Annotated in this window: 16 protein-coding genes; 6 read left to right on the top strand and 10 right to left on the bottom strand. The window is 66.6% G+C overall.

All coding sequences use genetic code 11. The annotated features are described in order from the left end of the window. Window positions 1–48: 48 nt before the first annotated feature. The 6 genes from ACYVG8_RS11475 to bioH all read right to left on the bottom strand — a co-directional run bounded on the left by ACYVG8_RS11475 (window position 49) and on the right by bioH (window position 4,471). Window positions 49–264, bottom strand: a complete 216-nt coding sequence (locus tag ACYVG8_RS11475) for a hypothetical protein (protein ID WP_112692007.1) — start codon at window positions 262–264, stop codon at window positions 49–51. A gap of 151 nt (window positions 265–415) precedes the next feature. After that, the gene (locus ACYVG8_RS11470) at window positions 416–1,024 is read right to left on the bottom strand and encodes a phosphatase PAP2 family protein (RefSeq protein WP_460745839.1); all 609 of its coding nucleotides are present in this window, start codon (window positions 1,022–1,024) and stop codon (window positions 416–418) included. Window positions 1,025–1,026: 2 nt separating this feature from the next. After that, window positions 1,027–1,623 carry a Holliday junction branch migration protein RuvA gene (gene ruvA, locus ACYVG8_RS11465; RefSeq protein WP_028498649.1) on the bottom strand — a complete coding sequence of 199 codons (597 nt, stop codon included), beginning with the start codon at window positions 1,621–1,623 and terminating at the stop codon, window positions 1,027–1,029. Window positions 1,624–1,692: 69 nt separating this feature from the next. Continuing rightward, a complete protein-coding gene (locus ACYVG8_RS11460; RefSeq protein ID WP_028498650.1) occupies window positions 1,693–2,610 on the bottom strand; it encodes a patatin-like phospholipase family protein in 918 nt (305 codons plus the stop codon). Between the two features lie 73 nt (window positions 2,611–2,683). Next, window positions 2,684–3,580 (bottom strand): malonyl-ACP O-methyltransferase BioC, encoded by an 897-nt coding sequence (bioC, locus tag ACYVG8_RS11455; protein ID WP_028498651.1) that lies wholly within the window; start codon window positions 3,578–3,580, stop codon window positions 2,684–2,686. Window positions 3,581–3,691: 111 nt separating this feature from the next. Beyond that, a complete protein-coding gene (gene bioH, locus ACYVG8_RS11450; protein WP_331638769.1) occupies window positions 3,692–4,471 on the bottom strand; it encodes a pimeloyl-ACP methyl ester esterase BioH in 780 nt (259 codons plus the stop codon). A 171-nt stretch (window positions 4,472–4,642) separates the two neighbouring features. Here bioH and ACYVG8_RS11445 point away from each other — a divergent pair, with 171 nt between their 5' ends. Further along, entirely contained in the window at window positions 4,643–5,284 is a 642-nt protein-coding gene (locus ACYVG8_RS11445) for a bifunctional 4-hydroxy-2-oxoglutarate aldolase/2-dehydro-3-deoxy-phosphogluconate aldolase (RefSeq protein WP_028498653.1), read from the top strand. On the opposite strand, the gene ACYVG8_RS11440 is transcribed toward ACYVG8_RS11445, so the two are convergent. Further along, on the bottom strand, window positions 5,281–8,208 hold the full coding sequence (locus tag ACYVG8_RS11440; RefSeq protein ID WP_107888948.1) for an HD domain-containing phosphohydrolase: 2,928 nt from the start codon (window positions 8,206–8,208) through the stop codon (window positions 5,281–5,283). The two genes, ACYVG8_RS11445 and ACYVG8_RS11440, sit on opposite strands and share 4 nt — an antisense overlap. Window positions 8,209–8,534: 326 nt before the next feature. On the opposite strand from ACYVG8_RS11440, the gene ACYVG8_RS11435 reads away from it, so the two are divergent. Further along, complete coding sequence (locus ACYVG8_RS11435; protein ID WP_028498654.1) at window positions 8,535–9,242, top strand: pseudouridine synthase; 708 nt, start codon at window positions 8,535–8,537, stop codon at window positions 9,240–9,242. A gap of 24 nt (window positions 9,243–9,266) precedes the next feature. Here the strand turns inward: ACYVG8_RS11435 and ACYVG8_RS11430 are convergent, their stop codons facing one another. Continuing rightward, entirely contained in the window at window positions 9,267–10,025 is a 759-nt protein-coding gene (locus ACYVG8_RS11430) for a TlyA family RNA methyltransferase (RefSeq protein WP_107888950.1), read from the bottom strand. A 151-nt stretch (window positions 10,026–10,176) separates the two neighbouring features. Here ACYVG8_RS11430 and ACYVG8_RS11425 point away from each other — a divergent pair, with 151 nt between their 5' ends. The 3 genes from ACYVG8_RS11425 to ACYVG8_RS11415 all read left to right on the top strand — a co-directional run bounded on the left by ACYVG8_RS11425 (window position 10,177) and on the right by ACYVG8_RS11415 (window position 13,174). Further along, window positions 10,177–11,226, top strand: a complete 1,050-nt coding sequence (locus ACYVG8_RS11425; RefSeq protein ID WP_460745836.1) for a YjgN family protein — start codon at window positions 10,177–10,179, stop codon at window positions 11,224–11,226. Further along, window positions 11,204–12,262 carry a M48 family metallopeptidase gene (locus tag ACYVG8_RS11420; RefSeq protein WP_107888951.1) on the top strand — a complete coding sequence of 353 codons (1,059 nt, stop codon included), beginning with the start codon at window positions 11,204–11,206 and terminating at the stop codon, window positions 12,260–12,262. The genes ACYVG8_RS11425 and ACYVG8_RS11420 overlap by 23 nt, the downstream gene beginning before the upstream one ends. A 72-nt stretch (window positions 12,263–12,334) precedes the next feature. Then, complete coding sequence (locus ACYVG8_RS11415) at window positions 12,335–13,174, top strand: tRNA threonylcarbamoyladenosine dehydratase (RefSeq protein WP_051528733.1); 840 nt, start codon at window positions 12,335–12,337, stop codon at window positions 13,172–13,174. A 30-nt stretch (window positions 13,175–13,204) separates the two neighbouring features. Here ACYVG8_RS11415 and ruvB read toward each other — a convergent pair whose 3' ends face one another. Both ruvB and ACYVG8_RS11405 read right to left on the bottom strand, forming a co-directional pair. Then, window positions 13,205–14,239, bottom strand: a complete 1,035-nt coding sequence (gene ruvB, locus ACYVG8_RS11410; RefSeq protein WP_028498658.1) for a Holliday junction branch migration DNA helicase RuvB — start codon at window positions 14,237–14,239, stop codon at window positions 13,205–13,207. A gap of 118 nt (window positions 14,240–14,357) precedes the next feature. Further along, window positions 14,358–15,314, bottom strand: a complete 957-nt coding sequence (locus ACYVG8_RS11405; RefSeq protein ID WP_051528734.1) for a LysR family transcriptional regulator — start codon at window positions 15,312–15,314, stop codon at window positions 14,358–14,360. Between the two features lie 757 nt (window positions 15,315–16,071). On the opposite strand from ACYVG8_RS11405, the gene ACYVG8_RS11400 reads away from it, so the two are divergent. Further along, complete coding sequence (locus tag ACYVG8_RS11400; RefSeq protein ID WP_028498659.1) at window positions 16,072–17,199, top strand: EAL domain-containing protein; 1,128 nt, start codon at window positions 16,072–16,074, stop codon at window positions 17,197–17,199. The last annotated feature ends 1 nt before the right edge of the window (window position 17,200 follow it).

Here is a 17,200-nt window from a genome sequence, read left to right as displayed (position 1 = left end):
GGCTGACCGCCCCCATCCATGGCAAAGGACAGAGGCGATCGACTCAGGTCAAGCCATAATAATTACGTCACCCCCACCTCGATATTGGGAAGCACCAGCAAACGCAAATACACCACCCGCCACCAGATCCAGCTCGGACGGAGCAAGTTCACGCATCAGCGTTCCCGCCAGCGTACGGACATTTCCGGCTTCCATTGCGGAAGTGGCCTCCGTATTGGCCCCATGACTGGCCATCGCCTGGCCCGTGTTTTCCATGCCTTTCATTTCAAACCTCCATTGCGGTCGAAATTGCCTCTCGGAATAGAGTGGCGAATCCAGACTGCACAGAAGGAAAGATTCAGTCAAAAGTTGCGGAACATGTGTGGCTGGTTACTGTGGCAAAAAAACCATTAATGCCATTTGAATTGGCATATGATTATTGACATTCGTTTCCCATGCTTCGCGCATGCCAGCTCACGCACAGCGCCACCCAGGCCAGCCCGGCGGCGGTGCCGGCCAGCACGTCGCTGAAGTAGTGGACGCCCAGCGCCGGCCGGGTCAGGGCGGTCAGCGTCAGCCAGGCCGCCAGCGCCAGCCAGACGGCGATCCGCGCGCCCGGACGCTGCAGGCGGGACGCCAGCAGCCAGGCCAGCGCGGCATACAGGGCGGTCGTGCCCATCGCGTGACCGCTCGGGAACGAGCTGCCGAAGGTACCGACATCCGCCATGCCAGGCGGCCGGGGGCGCTCGACCACCAGTTTCAGCGCACCATTGACGCCCCAGGCCCCTGCAGCAGCCAGCATCAGGAACCCTGCATCGCGCTGCCGGCCGGCCCGCCAGGCCAGTGCCGCCACCAGCGCGGCGATGCCCAGTGTCGGCAGCGCCTTGCCTGCCAGATCCCAGCCATAGGCGAACGACAGGAATGGCGCCGGCGCAGCGGCCAGCCCGCGGAAGACGGACTGGTCCAGCGCGGCCATCTGCGGCGTATTGAGTCCTGTCGCCACCGCGACGAATACCGCCGCTGCGATCCAGCCCGGCCACTTCATGCTCAGCCCTTTGCCAGCGCCTTCAGCGCCATGCGGATACCGGCGCCGACGTCGGTGCCGGCCGGCACGCCCTTCAGCGCGGCATCAGCCTCGCGGGCGTTGTAGCCCAGTGCCAGCAGCGCGTTGACCATGTCGTCGCGCGGGTCGATCTCGCTGACGGCATTGCCGGCGACCATCGGCAACGGCACGCCGCTGGAGGCAACCAGCTTGCCGCGCAGTTCGAGGATCAGCCGCTCGGCGGTTTTCTTGCCGATGCCGGGCACGCGCGACAGCGCCTTGATGTCGTCGCGCTCGACCGCCAGCGCGAGCTCGTCACCGCTGAGGCTGGACAGCAGCGCCAGCGCCAGCTTGCCGCCGACACCGGAAATGCGGATCAACTGGCGGAACACTTCACGCTCGGCGCGGCTGGCGAAGCCGTACAGCAGCTGCGCGTCCTCGCGCACCGCATGATGGGTCCACAGCGTGGTCGCCGCGCCGGGCGCGGGCAGCAGGCAGAAGGTGCTCATCGGCACGTCGACTTCATAACCGACGCCAGCGACGTCGATCAGAATCTGGGGCGGGTGTTTTTCCAGCAGGGTGCCGGCAAGGCGTCCGATCATGGCGTCGTGTTCTTTGCTAGAAGGGGAAAACGGGGATTGTCGCCCGGAATGCGGCCACGGGGCCAGACGCTAGCGGGAGACGGTCCGGGTTGCCGCCTGCGCGGCAGCCAGTTCGCGCGCCTTGGCATCGATGCGGGCACGGATCAGCGGCATCATCTGCTGCGCGGCTTTTTCGCCTTCGAGAATGGCACGGTTGCGCGCGTCGAAATCGGCGCCGCCGATCTGGCCGACCGACGGGTGGATCACCACGTCGGCATCCTTCAGCTCCTGGTTCAGCAGCCGCTCGCCCATGATGGTCACGCTCTGGTCGAGCAGGCCGAGGAAGCCTTCGGCCTTGCCGTTGCGGGCGCGGGCGGAAATGTCCACGGCGATAATCAGGTCTGCGCCCATTTCCCGCGCGGCCGAGACCGGCACCGGGCTGGTCAGGCCGCCGTCGACATAGCGACGCCCCTGGATCACCGGCGGGATGAACACATTCGGGATACTGCACGACGCACGCACTGCCTGGCCGGTATTGCCGCGCCGGAACACGACCCGGCGACCGGACGACAGGTCGGTGGCAACGGCGCCAAACGGCTTGCCGAGCTTTTCGATATTGCGATTGCCGACCAGCCGGTTCACGTAGGCCTGCAGCGCCTCGCCCTTGATGAAACCCTGGCTGGACACGGTCAGGTCGCGCAGGTCGGCCTCGTCGAGCTGCTGGGCCACCTTCTGCAGCTGGAAGCCGCTGTAGCCGGCCGCGTACAGGCTGCCGACCACGCTGCCGGCACTGGTCCCGGTGACGATATCGGCATGGATGCCATGCGCTTCCAGCACCTTGATCACGCCGATATGGGCAAAGCCCTTGGCCGCACCACCGCCAAGCGCCAGCGCAATGCGCGGCTTGGGCAGTGCCGCCGGCGGGGTAACCGGCTCCGGCGGCGGCGTGGTCGCGCAGGCGGAAAGCAGCAGGAACAGGGAAGCGGCGAGGAAACGACGGCGTTGCATGATGGGCAGACCGGGCGGCGAAAAGCCGCCAGCGTGAAGGAAGCAGGTGAAGGGAAGCTGACGTCCGGCCATTCTACGCCGGACGTCGGGGCATGAACTCGACAATGTCCCGGCCATCGTCGAGCTTGCGCTTCGGCGCTGCGGCCGGTCGCCAGGCATGGCCGTATACCACCTCATAGGTGGCCGGCAGCCGTCCTTCCCGGCGCCACTGCTCATAGTTGGCCTCGACCCGTGCCCAGGCATGCTTGCCCATCAGCCCGCGCCCGCGGCCCTCGGTCGCGTTGCGCGCGCCGATGGCCTTCAGGTCGCGCATGACGCCTTTTACGTCGTCATAGGTCAGCACGATCTTTTCCATGTCCATGACCGGCGTGGCAAAGCCGGCACGCACCAGTGCATCGCCCAGATCGTGCATGTCGATGAAGCGGTTGACGTGGGTAGCGGCATCCACACCGGCAAAGGCGGCGCCCAGTTCCTTCAGCGTGTCGGGACCGAGTGTCGAGAACATCAGCAAGCCGTCGACTTTCAGCACGCGGTGGAATTCGGCGAAAACCCGGTCCGGCGTATTCATCCACTGCACGGCCAGGTTCGACCAGACCATATCGACCGAGCCGGTCGCCAGCGGCAGGTTTTCCAGGTCGCCACAGACCTGGGCCGGCGCCCGGGTGAACAGCTTCTTCAGCAGGCCGGCCGGCATCTGCTTGGCGCGCGACGCCTGCAGCATCGACAGCGCCAGATCGAATTCGACCACCCGCGCATCGGCATAGCGGTCGCGCAGGGTTGCCGCGCCATAGCCGGTGCCGCTGCCGGCATCGAGGATCACCCCCGGCGCATGCCGGATCAGGTCAAGGCGGCCGGCCATGCGGTCCGACACCTCGCGCTGCAGTACGGCGGCACCGTCATAGCTGCGCGCGGCACGGTCGAACGAGGCGCGGACGCGCGATTTGTCGGTGTAGAACGATTCAGAGCTCATCGGATTCAGCCTGCCCGCGACGGGCGAATATGCGCATTGTCGGAAACCATAACGCGGGTAGATGGGGGCAGCCGGCCGGGATGCCAAGCCACCACGGGACGGACGGTCGGGTCAGTCATGTTCCGCCAGGAACGTCGTCAGCGCGGCGAGAAAATCCGCCTCGTGCGACAGGAACGGCGCGTGGCTGGCGCGCGGAAACTCGACCAGCCGCGAATCGGCGATCTCCCCGGCCAGCCAGCGGCCGGCGCCGATCGGCGTGATGGCGTCGCGCAGACCGAACAGCAACAGGGTCGGGCAGGCGATGGCCGCCGCACCGGCACGCAGGTCGCTGCGGACCAGCACCTCCAGCATTGCCTCCAGCCCCTGCGGCCGGCCGTGGGCAAACAGGTCGCGACGCAGCGTCGCCAGCGTCTCGCGCGCCGAGTCCGAACCCAGGGTCTGCAATGCAAGAAAGCGGGTCAGCGTGGCATCGAACGCCGTGGCCAGGCTGGCGCCGACCGCCTCGATCTGCGCCGCCTCCTGCGCATGCGGCCAGTCCGGCGCACGCACGAAGCGCGGACTGGTGGCAGTCAGCGTCAGCGAACGCACGGCATCGGGCCGGGTCGCCGCCCAGTGCTGGCCGACCAGACCGCCCAGCGACCAGCCGACCACGTGCACCGGCAGCGGGAAAGCGTCGGCAATCCGCCCGGTCACCGCGTCGATCGTGGCATGGGTCGGGGCCGGGCTCAGCCCATGGCCGGGCAGGTCGACCAGATGCACGGCATGCTGTTCGGCCAGCCGGTCGGCAATCCGGTCCCAGACGCCGCCGTGCAGGCCCCAGCCATGCAGCAGCACGACGTCAGAGCCCTGGCCCCGGGTCTCGAAATGGATCAGCGGCGCCTCAGCGGACATGGGCAAGCGGCGCGACGGGCGCGATAATGCGGGCTGTAACAGCGTGGGAAGAGAGAGTCATCCGGCAGACGGGCAACGGGTCAAAACCGTATTGTAACCGGGCCGGCCGCCCTCACCATGCGAACAGCCCGCCGCCCCGCGCGGCCCCTCATGCCAACCCAGGATGCGCCCATGCCGCTAGACGCCCATTTCGCCCGAGTACCGCTGATTCCCGAAGTGTCGCTGCCGGACCCGCTCGACGCCGTCCCGCTGGCGCGCGCACTGAGCGCCGGCGGCCTGTCGCTGGTCGAGTTGCGCTGGCACGGCGCCGACACCCTGGCCGCCATTCGCGCCATCGCCACCCAGTGCCCGCAGATGGTCGTCGGCATCGGCGGCGTGATCGACGCCGCCACCTATACCCATGCGGTCGAAGCCGGGGCCCGCTTCATCTCCAGCCCCGGCAGCACGCCCAGCCTGCAGGCCGTGGCGCGCAGTCACGCCGGCGTCCTCTACCTGCCCGGCGTGGCGACGATTTCGGAAGCGATGGCGGTCCGCGAAGCCGGCTTCAGCCGGGTACGGCTGGGGCCGGTGCCGATCCAGGGCGGCGTCGCCCAGGTCGCCACCTTCCACCAGGCCCTGCCCGACCTGCGCTTTATCGTGTCCGGCGGCGTCGACGCGCTGAATGCCGACAGCTTTATCGCCCAGGATGGCGTGGCCGCCATCGGCGCCGGCTGGATCGCGACCGGCGACCACCTGCAGCGGCGCGACTGGGCGTGGATCGAGGACAACGCCGCCGCCGCGCGCGAGGCACTGGCGGACTGCCGGGCCGGCTAGCCCTGCGGAGGCGCGGGGGCAGGCTCCAGCAGCCGGGCCACGTCGACCTCGTCGATCTGCTCCGGGCGCAGGTAGCGCTCGGCATAGCGCCGGTATACGCCGCTGGTCAGGAACAGCGCGAACAGATCGGGATCGATATGCCCGCCGTCGCGCATGCCGCGCATCAGCGCCAGCGCCGCCGACAGCGTCTTGCCCTCCTTGTACGGCCGGTCGACGGCCGTCAGCGCCTCGAAGATGTCGGCAATGGCCATCATGCGTGCCGGCACGCTCATCTGCCCGCCATTCAGCCGCAGCGGGTAGCCGGTGCCGTCCATTTTCTCGTGATGGCCGCCGGCGATCTCGGGCACCTGCTTCAGGTGCGGCGGGAACGGCAGTTGCGACAGCATGATGATGGTCTGGACGATGTGCTCGTTGATCTTGTAGCGCTCTTCCGGCGTCAGCGTGCCGCGCGACACCGACAGATTGTGCAGCTCGCCCCGGTTGTACTTGTACTCGGGAATCTCGAGCCGGAATCCCCACGGGTTACCTTCGCCATGGACCTCGGCTTCCTTGCGCACGAACAGGTGTTCCGGCTTGTCGGCCAGCAGCGCTTCGGCCACCGGCGGCGGGATGCGCGCGCCCTTGCGCCGCGCCTCGTCCTGGCTGATGCCGAGCGTATCGTCCAGCGTACGGGTCCAGTGGCGGGCGCCAATCTGCTGCAGGCGCTCGATCTTGTCCGGCGACAGGTATTCACCGCCGATATTGCAGGCGGCCACAAAGGCGAACTCGTCGTTCAGTTCGCGCTTGCGCGCGTCGCAGGCGGCGGCCAGCAGCATCGCCTCACCGCCTTCGGCCACGCCGCGCCAGTAGTCGATGTCGGCATCGCGCTTCAGCACCTCGAAGCGCATGCGGACCTCGTGAATGCGGTCATGCAGTGTTTCCAGCTTGGTCGCCTTGTCGACCACGTATTCCGGCGTGGTGACCTTGCCGCAGTCGTGCAGCCAGGCGGCGATATGAATCGCCTCCCACTCGTCGCCGGACAGCCGGAAGTCGGCGAATGGCCCGCTGTTCGCGTCGCAGGCCGCACGCGCCAGCATCTTGGTCAGCTCCGGCACCCGCTGACAGTGGCCGCCGGTATACGGGCTCTTGGCGTCGATGGCCCCGGCCACCAGCTTGATGAACGCCTCCAGCAGCCCTTTCTGCCCTGCCAGCAAGCGCTGGTTGTCGATCATCGCCGCCGCCAGCCCGGACAGCGCCTCGACAAAGGCGATCCGCTCATGGCTGGCACTGGCCGCCTCGCCGACAAACAGCGCCAGCGCACCAATGGCGCGGCCGTCGCGGTTTTTCAGCGGCACCGCCACCAGCGTCACCCCGTCCGTGCCGGCCAGTGCCGTCAGCCCGGGGCCGAACGACGCCAGTGCCGGCGATGCGGCCGCCAGCCGTTCGATCGAGGTCTCGCCGCTGGCCAGGGCCCGGGCCAGCGCGGCATCCGGATACTGTTCCAGCAACAGGCACGGCAGGATGGGCTGCCCGCCCCCCGCCACCCGGCTGCCGACCGGCAGCAGCTGGTGCGCGGCCGACTCGTCGAGCAGATACAGCACGCCGGCACCGGCCTGGCTCGCATCCAGCGTTTCCTGCAGCACCCGTGCATACAGCGACTCGACATCGCGCTCGCGCACCAGCGCCAGACCGATATTGAGGAAATTGCGGATTGTCCCCTGCATCGATTCCAGCGCCTGGCCAAGGTCGTCGATTTCGCGCACCCGCGACCGGACCCGCGCCGACTGCGAAAAATCGAAGGTGTGGATCGCCCGGGTGCGCTCGGCCAGCTCGGCCAGCGGCCGTGACACCCGGCGCGAGATCCACCACGACACCGGCAGCAACAGCAGTGCCAGCAATCCCGTCAGCAGCAGCGACTGGTTGCGCTGGCGGGTCGCGGCCACCAGCAATTCGTCCATCGGCGCCAGCACCGCCAGATACAGCGGCGGACCATGTCCGGTCGCCAGCGCACTCGATGATGAAAACCAGTCCCGGCCATCGACCTGAAAGTGGGTTTCGCCGGGTTTCAGCGCATGGCGGGAGAAGACCGCCAGCGGTGCCGAACCCAGCGCGTCCAGATCCGGCAGCTCGGGCTTGCCGGCCGGGGTCGCCGCCGGATGGCCGGGGTCGCCGCGGTAGGCCAGCACCTTGCCCTGGGCGCTGAACAGCACGATCTCGGCACTCGGCGACACCTTCTGCCGCGTCAGCAGGGCCGACAGGTCACTGAGTTCCATGTCCAGACCGACCACCACGCCCGGCACGGCTTCGCGCGCGAACGACATCCCGGCCGTACCGCTGGTGTAGAACAGGTACGGCCCGGTCATGGTATGCAGGCCGGGATTGTGGACGGCATGCTGGTACCACGGCCGGGTGCGCGGATCGAACACATAACCGGGCCGGGCAAGGCTGGCGATTTCATTGCCCCGGCTGTCGTAGCTGATCCAGCGCGCATCGGCCACGCCATCCGGCCGGTGCTCGATGCTCTGTACCAGAAAAGCGGCCTCCGCCGGCAGGTCCAGACGCTCGCGCAGGGCCGCGCTGTCCAGCCGCCGCGCCAGGAAGAAATCACCGGTGTCGTAGCCGGCGTACAGCGCAGACAGATGCGGAAAGTCTTTCAGCAGTGCCAGCAGGACCGGCAGCGAGGCCTGGCGCTGCGCCAGCGACCCGGCCCGGGCCAGCGGTCCCTGGCCAAGCTGGCGCAACAGGGTCCCGGACGGCCTCATTGCCTGGTCGAGATGCACCTGCACCGAGTCGGACGAGGCGGTGAAGATATGCGTGGTCGCATCCAGCAGCATCCGGGTCGAATCGCGATAGTGCGACCAGGTCAGGATGCCGCCGGCAGCCAGGATCAGCACGACGAACAGGGAGGCCAGGTAGACCTGGGCATGGAAAAGCCGGTTGCGCATGATGTCCCGCAAAGTTGGGAGGGAACAGTCCAGATTCGTTATAGAAGGCGGTAGTGAGAATATGCCGTTCGTCGCCTCGCCCTTTCTGTGCAATGACACACGCGGTTGCGTAATCGCAACAGAAAACCGCTGACATATCAACCTCTTGCTTGCCGCGGCCCGCCCGGAGCGCTATGCTCCGCGCCACTCTTTTTACTGCACTGCACCATGACTTCGCCGATCCCGTCACCTTCCCCGTCCCTGCCGGTCCCGAACGAACGCCTGGCCGCCGCACTTGAAGCCGCCAGACAGGCGGCGCTGGCCTTCCGCAATCTCGCCCGGGTCTGATGCAGCTCGACCGCCTGCTGCAAAGCCAGGGCTGGGGCAGTCGCAAGCAGTGCCAGCAGTGGATACGCGCCGGACGAGTGACCGTCGGCGACGAAATCGTCACCCGCCCGACAGCCACCTTCGAGCCGGATGGCCTGCACCATGCCGTGGACGGCGAAGCCGCCGTCTGGCGCGCATCGCTGTACCTGCTGCTGCACAAGCCGGCCGGCCATGAATGTTCGCGCGAGCCACAGGCCCACGACAGCGTGTTCTCGCTGCTGCCGGCCCGGTTTGCCGCACGCGGCGTCCAGCCGGTCGGCCGGCTGGACCAGGACACCACCGGCGTGCTGCTGCTGACCGATGACGGACCGCTCCTGCACCGGATCAGTTCGCCACGCCACCACGTGCCCAAGACCTATCTGGTCACCTGCCGGCACGAGATCGACGACGCGCAGATCGACGCGCTGCTCGGCGGCGTGGTGCTGCGCGACGATCCGGCACCGGTCGCCGCGCGGCAGTGCGAACGCGTCGACGCCCGCCGGCTGACGCTGGTCATTGGCGAGGGCCGCTACCACCAGGTCAAGCGCATGCTGGCCGCCGTCGGCAATCGCGTCGAAGCGCTGCACCGGGTTGCCGTGGGCACGGTCACACTGGGCGACCTGGCCGAAGGCCAGTGGCGCGAACTGACGGCGGACGAAGTCACCGCCCTGCGCGGCACGCCGGGTTAGCCGGCGGCAATGACCGCCGTGCGCTCAGTGGCGCACGGCTGCCACGAAGAATTCACGGTTGCCGTCGCCGCCAAGGATCGGGCTGTCCAGCCAGTGCAGGACCTGCAGCCCGTGTTCGGCCAGCAACGCACGAATCCGGGTTTCCACCCCGGCGTACAGACTCTCGTCACGCACGATGCCGCCGCCGCCGACGCCGTCACGCCCGACCTCGAACTGCGGCTTGACCAGACTCAGCAGCACACCGCCGGACGCCAGCAGCGGCAGGGCCGGCGGCAACGCCAGGGTCAGCGAGATAAAGGACACGTCACACACGATCAGGTCGACATGCCCGGCCCCGGCCGCGGCACGAATGGCGTCGAGGTCCAGGGCACGGGCATTGATGCCCTCGAAAGCCACCACGCGCGGGTCGGCGGCAATGCGCGGATGCAGCTGGCCGTGGCCGACGTCGATGCCGACCACCCGTGCCGCACCGGCCTGCAGCAGGCAGTCGGTGAAGCCGCCGGTCGACTGGCCCACATCCAGCGCGATCGCGCCGTCGACACGCACGCCGGTCTGTGCCAGCGCACCGGCCAGCTTCAGCGCGCCACGCGACACATAGCGGTCGGCCGGGTCCGGCGTGACGACGATATCGTCGCCGGCATGCAGCGTATCGCTCGGCTTCTTCAGGACATGGGCGCCATCATGGCGGGCGACGCTGACGCGCCCGGCGGCAATCAGCCGCTGCGCGGCAGTGCGCGACGAGGCAAAACCCAGTTCAACCAGCAGGAGATCGGCACGCGGCATGGCGTTTTATCGACGGTAACGGACAGGGTCGCGATGGTCGGCACCCGGCTGCACGCTGTCAAGCGCCGGCCGCGCAATTTAGGACTCATCCGATCCCGGAGCGCCGCAAGCCTTGCTACCATGCCGTTTCGATCAAAAAATCATGCAAATTATGACCTTTATACCCGACGACGCACCGATGGCCGACGCCACGCCGCTGACTTTCACCGCAACCGGCAGCGAATATTTCCGCATCTGGATCGTCAATCTGTTCCTGTCCATCCTCACCCTCGGCATCTATTCCGCCTGGGCCAAGGTGCGCACGCTGCGTTACCTGTACCGCAACACGCAGCTGGACGGCCACGGTTTCGACTATCACGGCAACCCGCTCTCCATCCTCAAGGGCCGCATCATCGTCTTCGCGCTGGTGGTGGTGACGCAGGTGCTGGAGGGCATCCTGCCGCTGCTGTCGCTGGTACTGAGCGCACTGTTCGTCGCCGTCCTGCCCTGGCTGATCATGCGCTCGCTGAGCTTCCGCATGGCCTATACCAGCCATCGCGGCCTGCGCTTCGGTTTCGATGGCCGGCTGGCTGGCGCCTACCGGACGCTGCTGCTGTGGCCGGTGCTGGCCCTGGTCTCGTGCGGCCTGCTGGCGCCGATCGCCTACCAGCGCTTCAAGCAATACCAGCATGAGCACTCCCGCTACGGCAGCACCCCGTTCCATATCCGGTTGCGCACCGGCAGCGTGTACGGACTGATGTTCGCCGTGATCGGCATGCTGATCGTCACCGGCGTCATTGTCGCCACGCTGACCTCGATCCTGCTGGATGGCGGCAATCTGGAAATGCCGGCCGTGTCGAGCCTGCTGATGATCGCGCTGCCGGCCTATGCCGGGATCTTCGCCATCAACGCCTTCATGGTGGCATCGCTGCAGAACCTGGTCTGGTCGGGCACCACGCTCGGCGACGACGCGCTGCGCTTCCGCAGCGACGTGCGCACGCTGCCGCTGCTGGCCATTCTGGTCACCAACCTGCTGGGCATGATCGTCACTCTGGGCCTGTTCTACCCGTTCGCCCGCATCCGTCTGCTGCGCTACCGGCTGCAGCATGTCAGCGTGGCCGCCAGCGTGCCGCTCGACAGCTTCGCCGCCGGCCAGACGCAAGGTGTTTCTGCGCTTGGCGACGCCATGACGGACTGGTATGACATCGATATCAGTCTCTGATCCGGCCGGCCCGGCCAGGGTCGATGCCCGTCTGTTCGACGGCAAGACCGCGCAGGCCCGCGCGGTGGTGCTGTCGTTCCGCCATGGCGCGCTGCAGGTGCAGGGCGACGGCATCGCCTTCGAGGTCGCACCGCGCAGCGTGCAGCTGTCCGATGCCCACCGTCATGCCCCGCGCCAGCTCGGTTTTCCCGACGGCAGCCTGTGCGAAGTCGACGATCAGCAGGGGCTGGAACGGCTGCTGGTGCAGGCCGGCATGCGCACCAGCCGCATCGACCGCTGGCAGCAACACTGGCGGGCCGCGCTGCTGGCGTTGCTGCTGATGGTCGCCGTCATCGTCGGCGGCTACCGCTTCGCCCTGCCATGGGTGTCGGCGCAACTGGCCGCCGCCGTGCCGGATTCGGTCACGACGGTGATGGATGCGTCCACGCTCGACCTGCTCGATCGCAGCCTGATGCGTCCGACCACGCTGCCGGCCAGCCGGCAGGCGGCGCTGCGGGCGCGTTTCGCCGCGCTGGACGGTGTGCCGGCCGGGGCCGGGCCGCTGCTGTTCCGCGCCAGTGACATCGGTCCCAATGCCTTTGCCCTGCCGGGCGGCACGCTGGTCATGACCGACGAACTGGTGGCCCTGAGCCGCGATGACGACGCGCTGATCGGTGTGCTGCTGCACGAGGCAGGCCACGTCGACCGGCGACACGCGCTGCGGCAGATGGTGCAGACCACGGTGGTCGGCAGCGCATTCGCCTTCTGGCTCGGCGACTTCTCCAGCCTGCTGGCGGTCTTGCCGGCCACCTGGCTCGAACTGCGCCATTCGCGCGACGACGAGACCGAGGCCGACGAATACGCGATCCGGCTGCTGCATATGAATGGCCTGCACGCCGCGCCGCTGGCCGCGCTGCTTGGCCGGCTCGACGCCGCACATGCGCCATCGGCGGCGGATGCGCACCAGCGGAACATGGAGTGGGCATCGACCCACCCGGACACCGCCGGACGAATTGCCCGGCTGCGTCAGGCGGACCGCGAGCGCTTCCCGGGCTGATAGACGACGCGATGCTTGCGCCGGGGCGGCACCGGCGCTAGCATCCGCCGTTTTTTCAAGAACTTGCCTGCCATGACCGCGCCCGACCTTGACCGCCGATTCGGCGGGATGAACCGTCTGTATGGCGACGATGCCGCCCTTCGCATCCGCGCGGCGCACGTCTGTGTCATCGGGATCGGCGGGGTGGGCAGCTGGGCAGCGGAGGCGCTGGCCCGCTCAGGGGTCGGCAGGCTGACACTGATCGACCTGGACAATGTCAACGAATCCAATGTGAACCGTCAGATCCATGCGCTGGACGGCGTGTTCGGCCAGCCCAAGGTCGAGGCCATGGCCGCCCGCCTGCGCGCCATCCACCCGCAGTGCGAGATCCGGCTGATCGAGGATTTCGTCACCGTCGACAACGTTGCCGATTTGCTGGCTGGCCCGTTCGACGCCGTTGTCGATGCGATCGACGACATTCGTGCCAAGGCAGCGATCGCGGCGCACTGTCACCGGGCGCGAATCCCGCTGGTGGTCAGCGGCGGCGCCGGCGGCCGCGTTGACCCGACCCGGGTGCAGGTCGACGACCTGTCGCGGGTGACCGGCGACGCCGTCTGTGCCCGGCTGCGCTATACGCTGCGCCGCGGCTACGGTTTCCCGCGCGAGGCCGGGCGCAAATTCGGCATCGAGTGCGTGTATTCGGCCGAGCCGATACGCCGCCCGCAGGCCGGCGCCGCCTGTGACACCGGTACCGCCCCGCAGGGACTGGCCTGTGCCGGCTATGGCTCGGCAGTCACCGTGACCGCCGTGTTCGGCCTGGTCGCGGTCAGCCGTGTACTGGCACGGCTGACCCGGGTTGCGCCGGCAAACCGGGACGAGGCGACGGACGGCAACACCGGCGGGCAAACGACGGAACAGCACACCAGCTGTTGACCGGCAGTCCCCGCCCCGGCTGCCACAGCCCTAGACGGACGGCGCATCCAGCCCGAAATGGCTCCACGACAGCGCCGTCGCCATGCGGCCGCGCGGCGTACGCTGCAGATAGCCCTGCTGGATCAGATATGGCTCGATGACGTCCTCGATGGTATCGGTCGATTCCCCGATCGCGGCGGCCACGTTGTCGAGGCCGACCGGCCCGCCGGCAAACTTGTTCAGAATGGCATCGAGCAGCTTGCGGTCCATCACGTCGAGCCCGGCCGGATCGACATCGAGCATTGCCAGAGCGGCATCGGCAACGGCGGCGGTCACGCGGCCGTCGTGCTTGACGTCGGCGTAGTCGCGCACCCGGCGCAGCAAGCGGTTGGCAATCCGCGGCGTGCCGCGGGCACGGCGGGCGATCTCGAAGGCGCCGTCATCGGCCAGATCCACGTTCAGCAGACCGGCCGACCGGGTCACGATCTGCTTCAGCTCGTCGGCGGTATAGAACTCCAGCCGCGCCACGATGCCGAAGCGGTCGCGCAGCGGGTTGGTCAGCATGCCGGCGCGGGTCGTCGCCCCGACCAGCGTGAACGGCGGCAGGTCGAGTTTGACCGAACGGGCGGCCGGCCCTTCGCCGATCATGATGTCGAGCTGGTAGTCCTCCAGCGCCGGATAGAGGATTTCCTCCACCACCGGCGACAGGCGGTGAATTTCGTCGATGAACAGCACATCGTGCGGTTCCAGATTGGTCAGCAGCGCCGCCAGGTCGCCGGCACGCTCCAGGACCGGACCACTGGTCTGGCGCAGGTTGACCCCCAGCTCGCGCGCCACGATATGGGCCAGCGTGGTCTTGCCCAACCCCGGCGGTCCGAACAGCAGCACATGGTCCAGCGCCTCGCCGCGCATCTTGGCCGCCTCGATAAAGATGGTCAGCTGTTCGCGCGCCTTGTGCTGGCCGACATAGTCGTCGAGCTGCTTCGGGCGCAGTGCACGCTCCAGCGCTTCTTCCTGGTTGGACAGCGGGCGGGGCGCAACGACGCGTTCGGGCGCACCGCTGGTAAGGGAGTCGGTTTCAATCATGAGCTGGCTTCTTGCGGATTGGCGGCCCCGTCGGCACAACGCGGCCATGCGCGGAAATGTGCCAAGTGTAGCCGCCGTCAGCCCGATGCTGGTCAGAATTCGGCTGACAGCCGCCCGTTCAATTCAGGGCGGATGCCGCCATCGCCCCCAGCAGCCGGCGCTTGAATGCCGGGGCCGCGCCAAACTGCTCGCGCAGCAGGGAGATAAACAGGCGTACCCGGGCAGGCAGGTGCTTGCGGCTGGGGTAGATGGCATAGATGCCCCCGGCCGACAGGTTCCATTCCGGCAGCACATGGACCAGACGGCCGGCCGCCAGATCGTCGGCGACCAGAAAGTCCGGCAGTTCCGTCACACCGCCACCCGCCAGCGCCAGATTCCGCATGATGCTGGTGCTGTTGGCGCGCAGACGCCCCTTGACCAGCACTTTTTCGTCCTTGTCACCGGGACGGGAGAACACCCAGTGCCAGGACTGCGCGCTGGTTTCATGCGCGATCAGCGAATGCTCCAGCAGATCCTGCGGCGTGCAGATCCGGTCGTGACGCGTCAGATAGTCGCGGCTGGCCACCAGGCTCTGGCGGCAGTCCGCGAGCTTGACCGCATGCAGGCTGGAGTCCCGCGGCTGGCCGACGCGGATGTCGATGTCGACCCGCGAGGCCAGCAGATCGATGTGGTTTTCCGTGGCCATCAGGTCGAACGTGACCTCCGCGTATTGTCCGGCAAACGCCACGGCACTTTCGGTCAGATAGTGCAGGATCAGATAATCCGGCGCGGCAATGCGCAACAGCCCGTGCGGATATTCGTGATCGCTGCGGACCACGGCCACCGCATCACGGTATTCATCAATGATCCGCCGACAGGCCTGCAGGAATTTCTCGCCGGCAGGTGTCAGTGACATGCTCCGTGTCGTGCGCAGCACCAATTGTGCATTCACGTAGGTCTCGAGTTTCTTGATGCGCTCGCTGACGACGGAATGACTGACTCTCAGTGCTGCCGCTGCGGCGGTAAAAGAACCTTCTTCGCCCAGTGCCACAAAGGCAAGCACGCACTCCGGGTGCAGGATTTTGTAATTGTCCATAGGAATAAAACCAATTGTTATTTCGATCAGGCCTTCAAAGCGAAGGAGAATGAGCTTTCGTCCCGTCGCCACCGTGTGGGGAATCAGGGATGAAGCCACCACCTATTTCCAATCACTGCTCACTGTCTGTCACCGAAAGGCCAGATAGCTGCAATCCACGTTTACAATCATAGGTGTATGTAAGTTGCCAGACAATAGACTTCGGACGAGCGGCGGCTACCGGCTTTTTCTGGCAGGCGAGAAAACAGGCGATGCAAAATCCAAGTTTTCCGGCATCCAAAAATTGCAATGTAATAAAAACGCACTGGCTCCGGCGTTTGGCAGCCTCGCACCGTCACTACATTACCGTGTCCTTGACGCAAGTAGCATAAAAACTATTCGATCCCATAGACATATGTTTTTGCAGAAAATGCTGGCTGTTTTCCTCGCGCCGGATAAATAAAACGGATTTCCACCATATAATCTGCCGGCATCCCATAAATGATTTACCTGAATAACCAACAGGTGTTTTTTTGCAGCAACTATATAATTAACACCATTCCGCAGAACCCCTGCCCTGATTCAAGATAAAAATCCGCAGGCCGATGTTCCGGGCACACCAGGCATTTTTCCGGAACGAGCGGTTACCTCTTCGGTACCCGGTTGAAATTTGACAAGGACGGGGAAAATTTTGAACGTCTTGCAGGAGAAATTACGCTCTCCCGCCAATCGGCAGCCCTTTGCCCTTGGCGTACTGACTCTCAGCGATTACCACGCCATGCTGGCAATTGACGGACGGGCCCGCGCACAGGCGCAAATCCGGCTGATCTGCGATCTGCTGGAACAGCACAGCTGCCACATTGCCGATGACAGTCTGGCTTTTGTGCTTCCGTACCAGGCCGGGCAGGACCTGCAGATCCTCGGCAATGCCCTGCTGGCCCGCATCACCAGCGTGCGCCAGATGCGCTCGAGCGAGTCACTGCCGATCCCGGTCCACCTCATCCTGCTGGCGGCCCACACCCCCGTCCATTCGCCGGACAGCCTCATCGACCGGGCGCTGGTGGCCAGCCAGCGGGCCGGGCCGGCCGCCCACTCCCGCCTGACGCTGATCGACGACGCCGAACAACTGGACGAGAGAATCGAGCCGCTGCGCAGGGAGGACAGGGTCCGCGGGGCACTGGAAGCCGATCGTCTCACGCTGTACTCGCAGCGCATCCTGCCGCTCGACTCGATCGGCAGCGATTGCTATCACCATGAAATCCTGGCCCGCCTGACCGACCACGACGGCGCGCTGTGGATGCCGGACTCCTTCCTGCCGGAGGCGGAGAGACTCGGCCTGATGCCGGAGCTGGATCGCCGGGTCGTCGACCGCGCCTATGCCTGGCTGGCAAACCATCGTCCGGGCGGCAACACGCCGTGCCGGTGGACCGCCATCAATCTGTCCGCGCACAGCCTGACGGAAACCGACCTGCCCGCGTTCATCGAAGCCCGCCAGCGTGAGCACCGCATCAATCCGGCGGAAATCTGCTTTGAGCTGACGGAAACCAGCCGCATCAGGGATCTGCCGCGCGCCATCGCCGTGATGCAGCGGCTGCGGGAGTACGGCTACCGCTTCGCACTGGACGACTATGGCAGCGGCAGCGCCACGCTGTCCTATCTGCGCGACCTGCCCGTCGACCTGGTCAAGATCGACGGCAGCTTCATCATTGGCCTGGACCAGAGCCCGCTGAACCGCGATCTGGTCCGCGAGCTGTGCCGAACCTGCCGGCACCTCGGCAAGCAGATCGTGGCCGAGAAGGTCGAGAACATGCAGGTACTCGACTGCGTCACCGGACTGGGCATCGACTATGCCCAGGGCTATGCGATCGAAAAACCCGTTCCGCTGAATCAGCTCGAACCTCACTGAG

Source organism: Microvirgula curvata, from assembly GCF_054781615.1.
This window is presented reverse-complemented; position numbering and strand designations above follow the sequence as displayed.

Bases quoted from the DNA above. Each gene is read 5' to 3' on its own strand.
- ACYVG8_RS11475 (WP_112692007.1), bottom strand. From the start codon at position 264: ATGAAAGGCATGGAAAACACGGGCCAGGCGATGGCCAGTCATGGGGCC.
- ACYVG8_RS11470 (WP_460745839.1), bottom strand. From the start codon at position 1,024: ATGAAGTGGCCGGGCTGGATCGCAGCGGCGGTATTCGTCGCGGTGGCG.
- ruvA (WP_028498649.1), bottom strand. From the start codon at position 1,623: ATGATCGGACGCCTTGCCGGCACCCTGCTGGAAAAACACCCGCCCCAG.
- ACYVG8_RS11460 (WP_028498650.1), bottom strand. From the start codon at position 2,610: ATGCAACGCCGTCGTTTCCTCGCCGCTTCCCTGTTCCTGCTGCTTTCC.
- bioC (WP_028498651.1), bottom strand. From the start codon at position 3,580: ATGAGCTCTGAATCGTTCTACACCGACAAATCGCGCGTCCGCGCCTCG.
- bioH (WP_331638769.1), bottom strand. From the start codon at position 4,471: ATGTCCGCTGAGGCGCCGCTGATCCATTTCGAGACCCGGGGCCAGGGC.
- ACYVG8_RS11445 (WP_028498653.1), top strand. From the start codon at position 4,643: ATGCCGCTAGACGCCCATTTCGCCCGAGTACCGCTGATTCCCGAAGTG.
- ACYVG8_RS11440 (WP_107888948.1), bottom strand. From the start codon at position 8,208: ATGCGCAACCGGCTTTTCCATGCCCAGGTCTACCTGGCCTCCCTGTTC.
- ACYVG8_RS11435 (WP_028498654.1), top strand. From the start codon at position 8,535: ATGCAGCTCGACCGCCTGCTGCAAAGCCAGGGCTGGGGCAGTCGCAAG.
- ACYVG8_RS11430 (WP_107888950.1), bottom strand. From the start codon at position 10,025: ATGCCGCGTGCCGATCTCCTGCTGGTTGAACTGGGTTTTGCCTCGTCG.
- ACYVG8_RS11425 (WP_460745836.1), top strand. From the start codon at position 10,177: ATGACCTTTATACCCGACGACGCACCGATGGCCGACGCCACGCCGCTG.
- ACYVG8_RS11420 (WP_107888951.1), top strand. From the start codon at position 11,204: ATGACATCGATATCAGTCTCTGATCCGGCCGGCCCGGCCAGGGTCGAT.
- ACYVG8_RS11415 (WP_051528733.1), top strand. From the start codon at position 12,335: ATGACCGCGCCCGACCTTGACCGCCGATTCGGCGGGATGAACCGTCTG.
- ruvB (WP_028498658.1), bottom strand. From the start codon at position 14,239: ATGATTGAAACCGACTCCCTTACCAGCGGTGCGCCCGAACGCGTCGTT.
- ACYVG8_RS11405 (WP_051528734.1), bottom strand. From the start codon at position 15,314: ATGGACAATTACAAAATCCTGCACCCGGAGTGCGTGCTTGCCTTTGTG.
- ACYVG8_RS11400 (WP_028498659.1), top strand. From the start codon at position 16,072: ATGCTGGCAATTGACGGACGGGCCCGCGCACAGGCGCAAATCCGGCTG.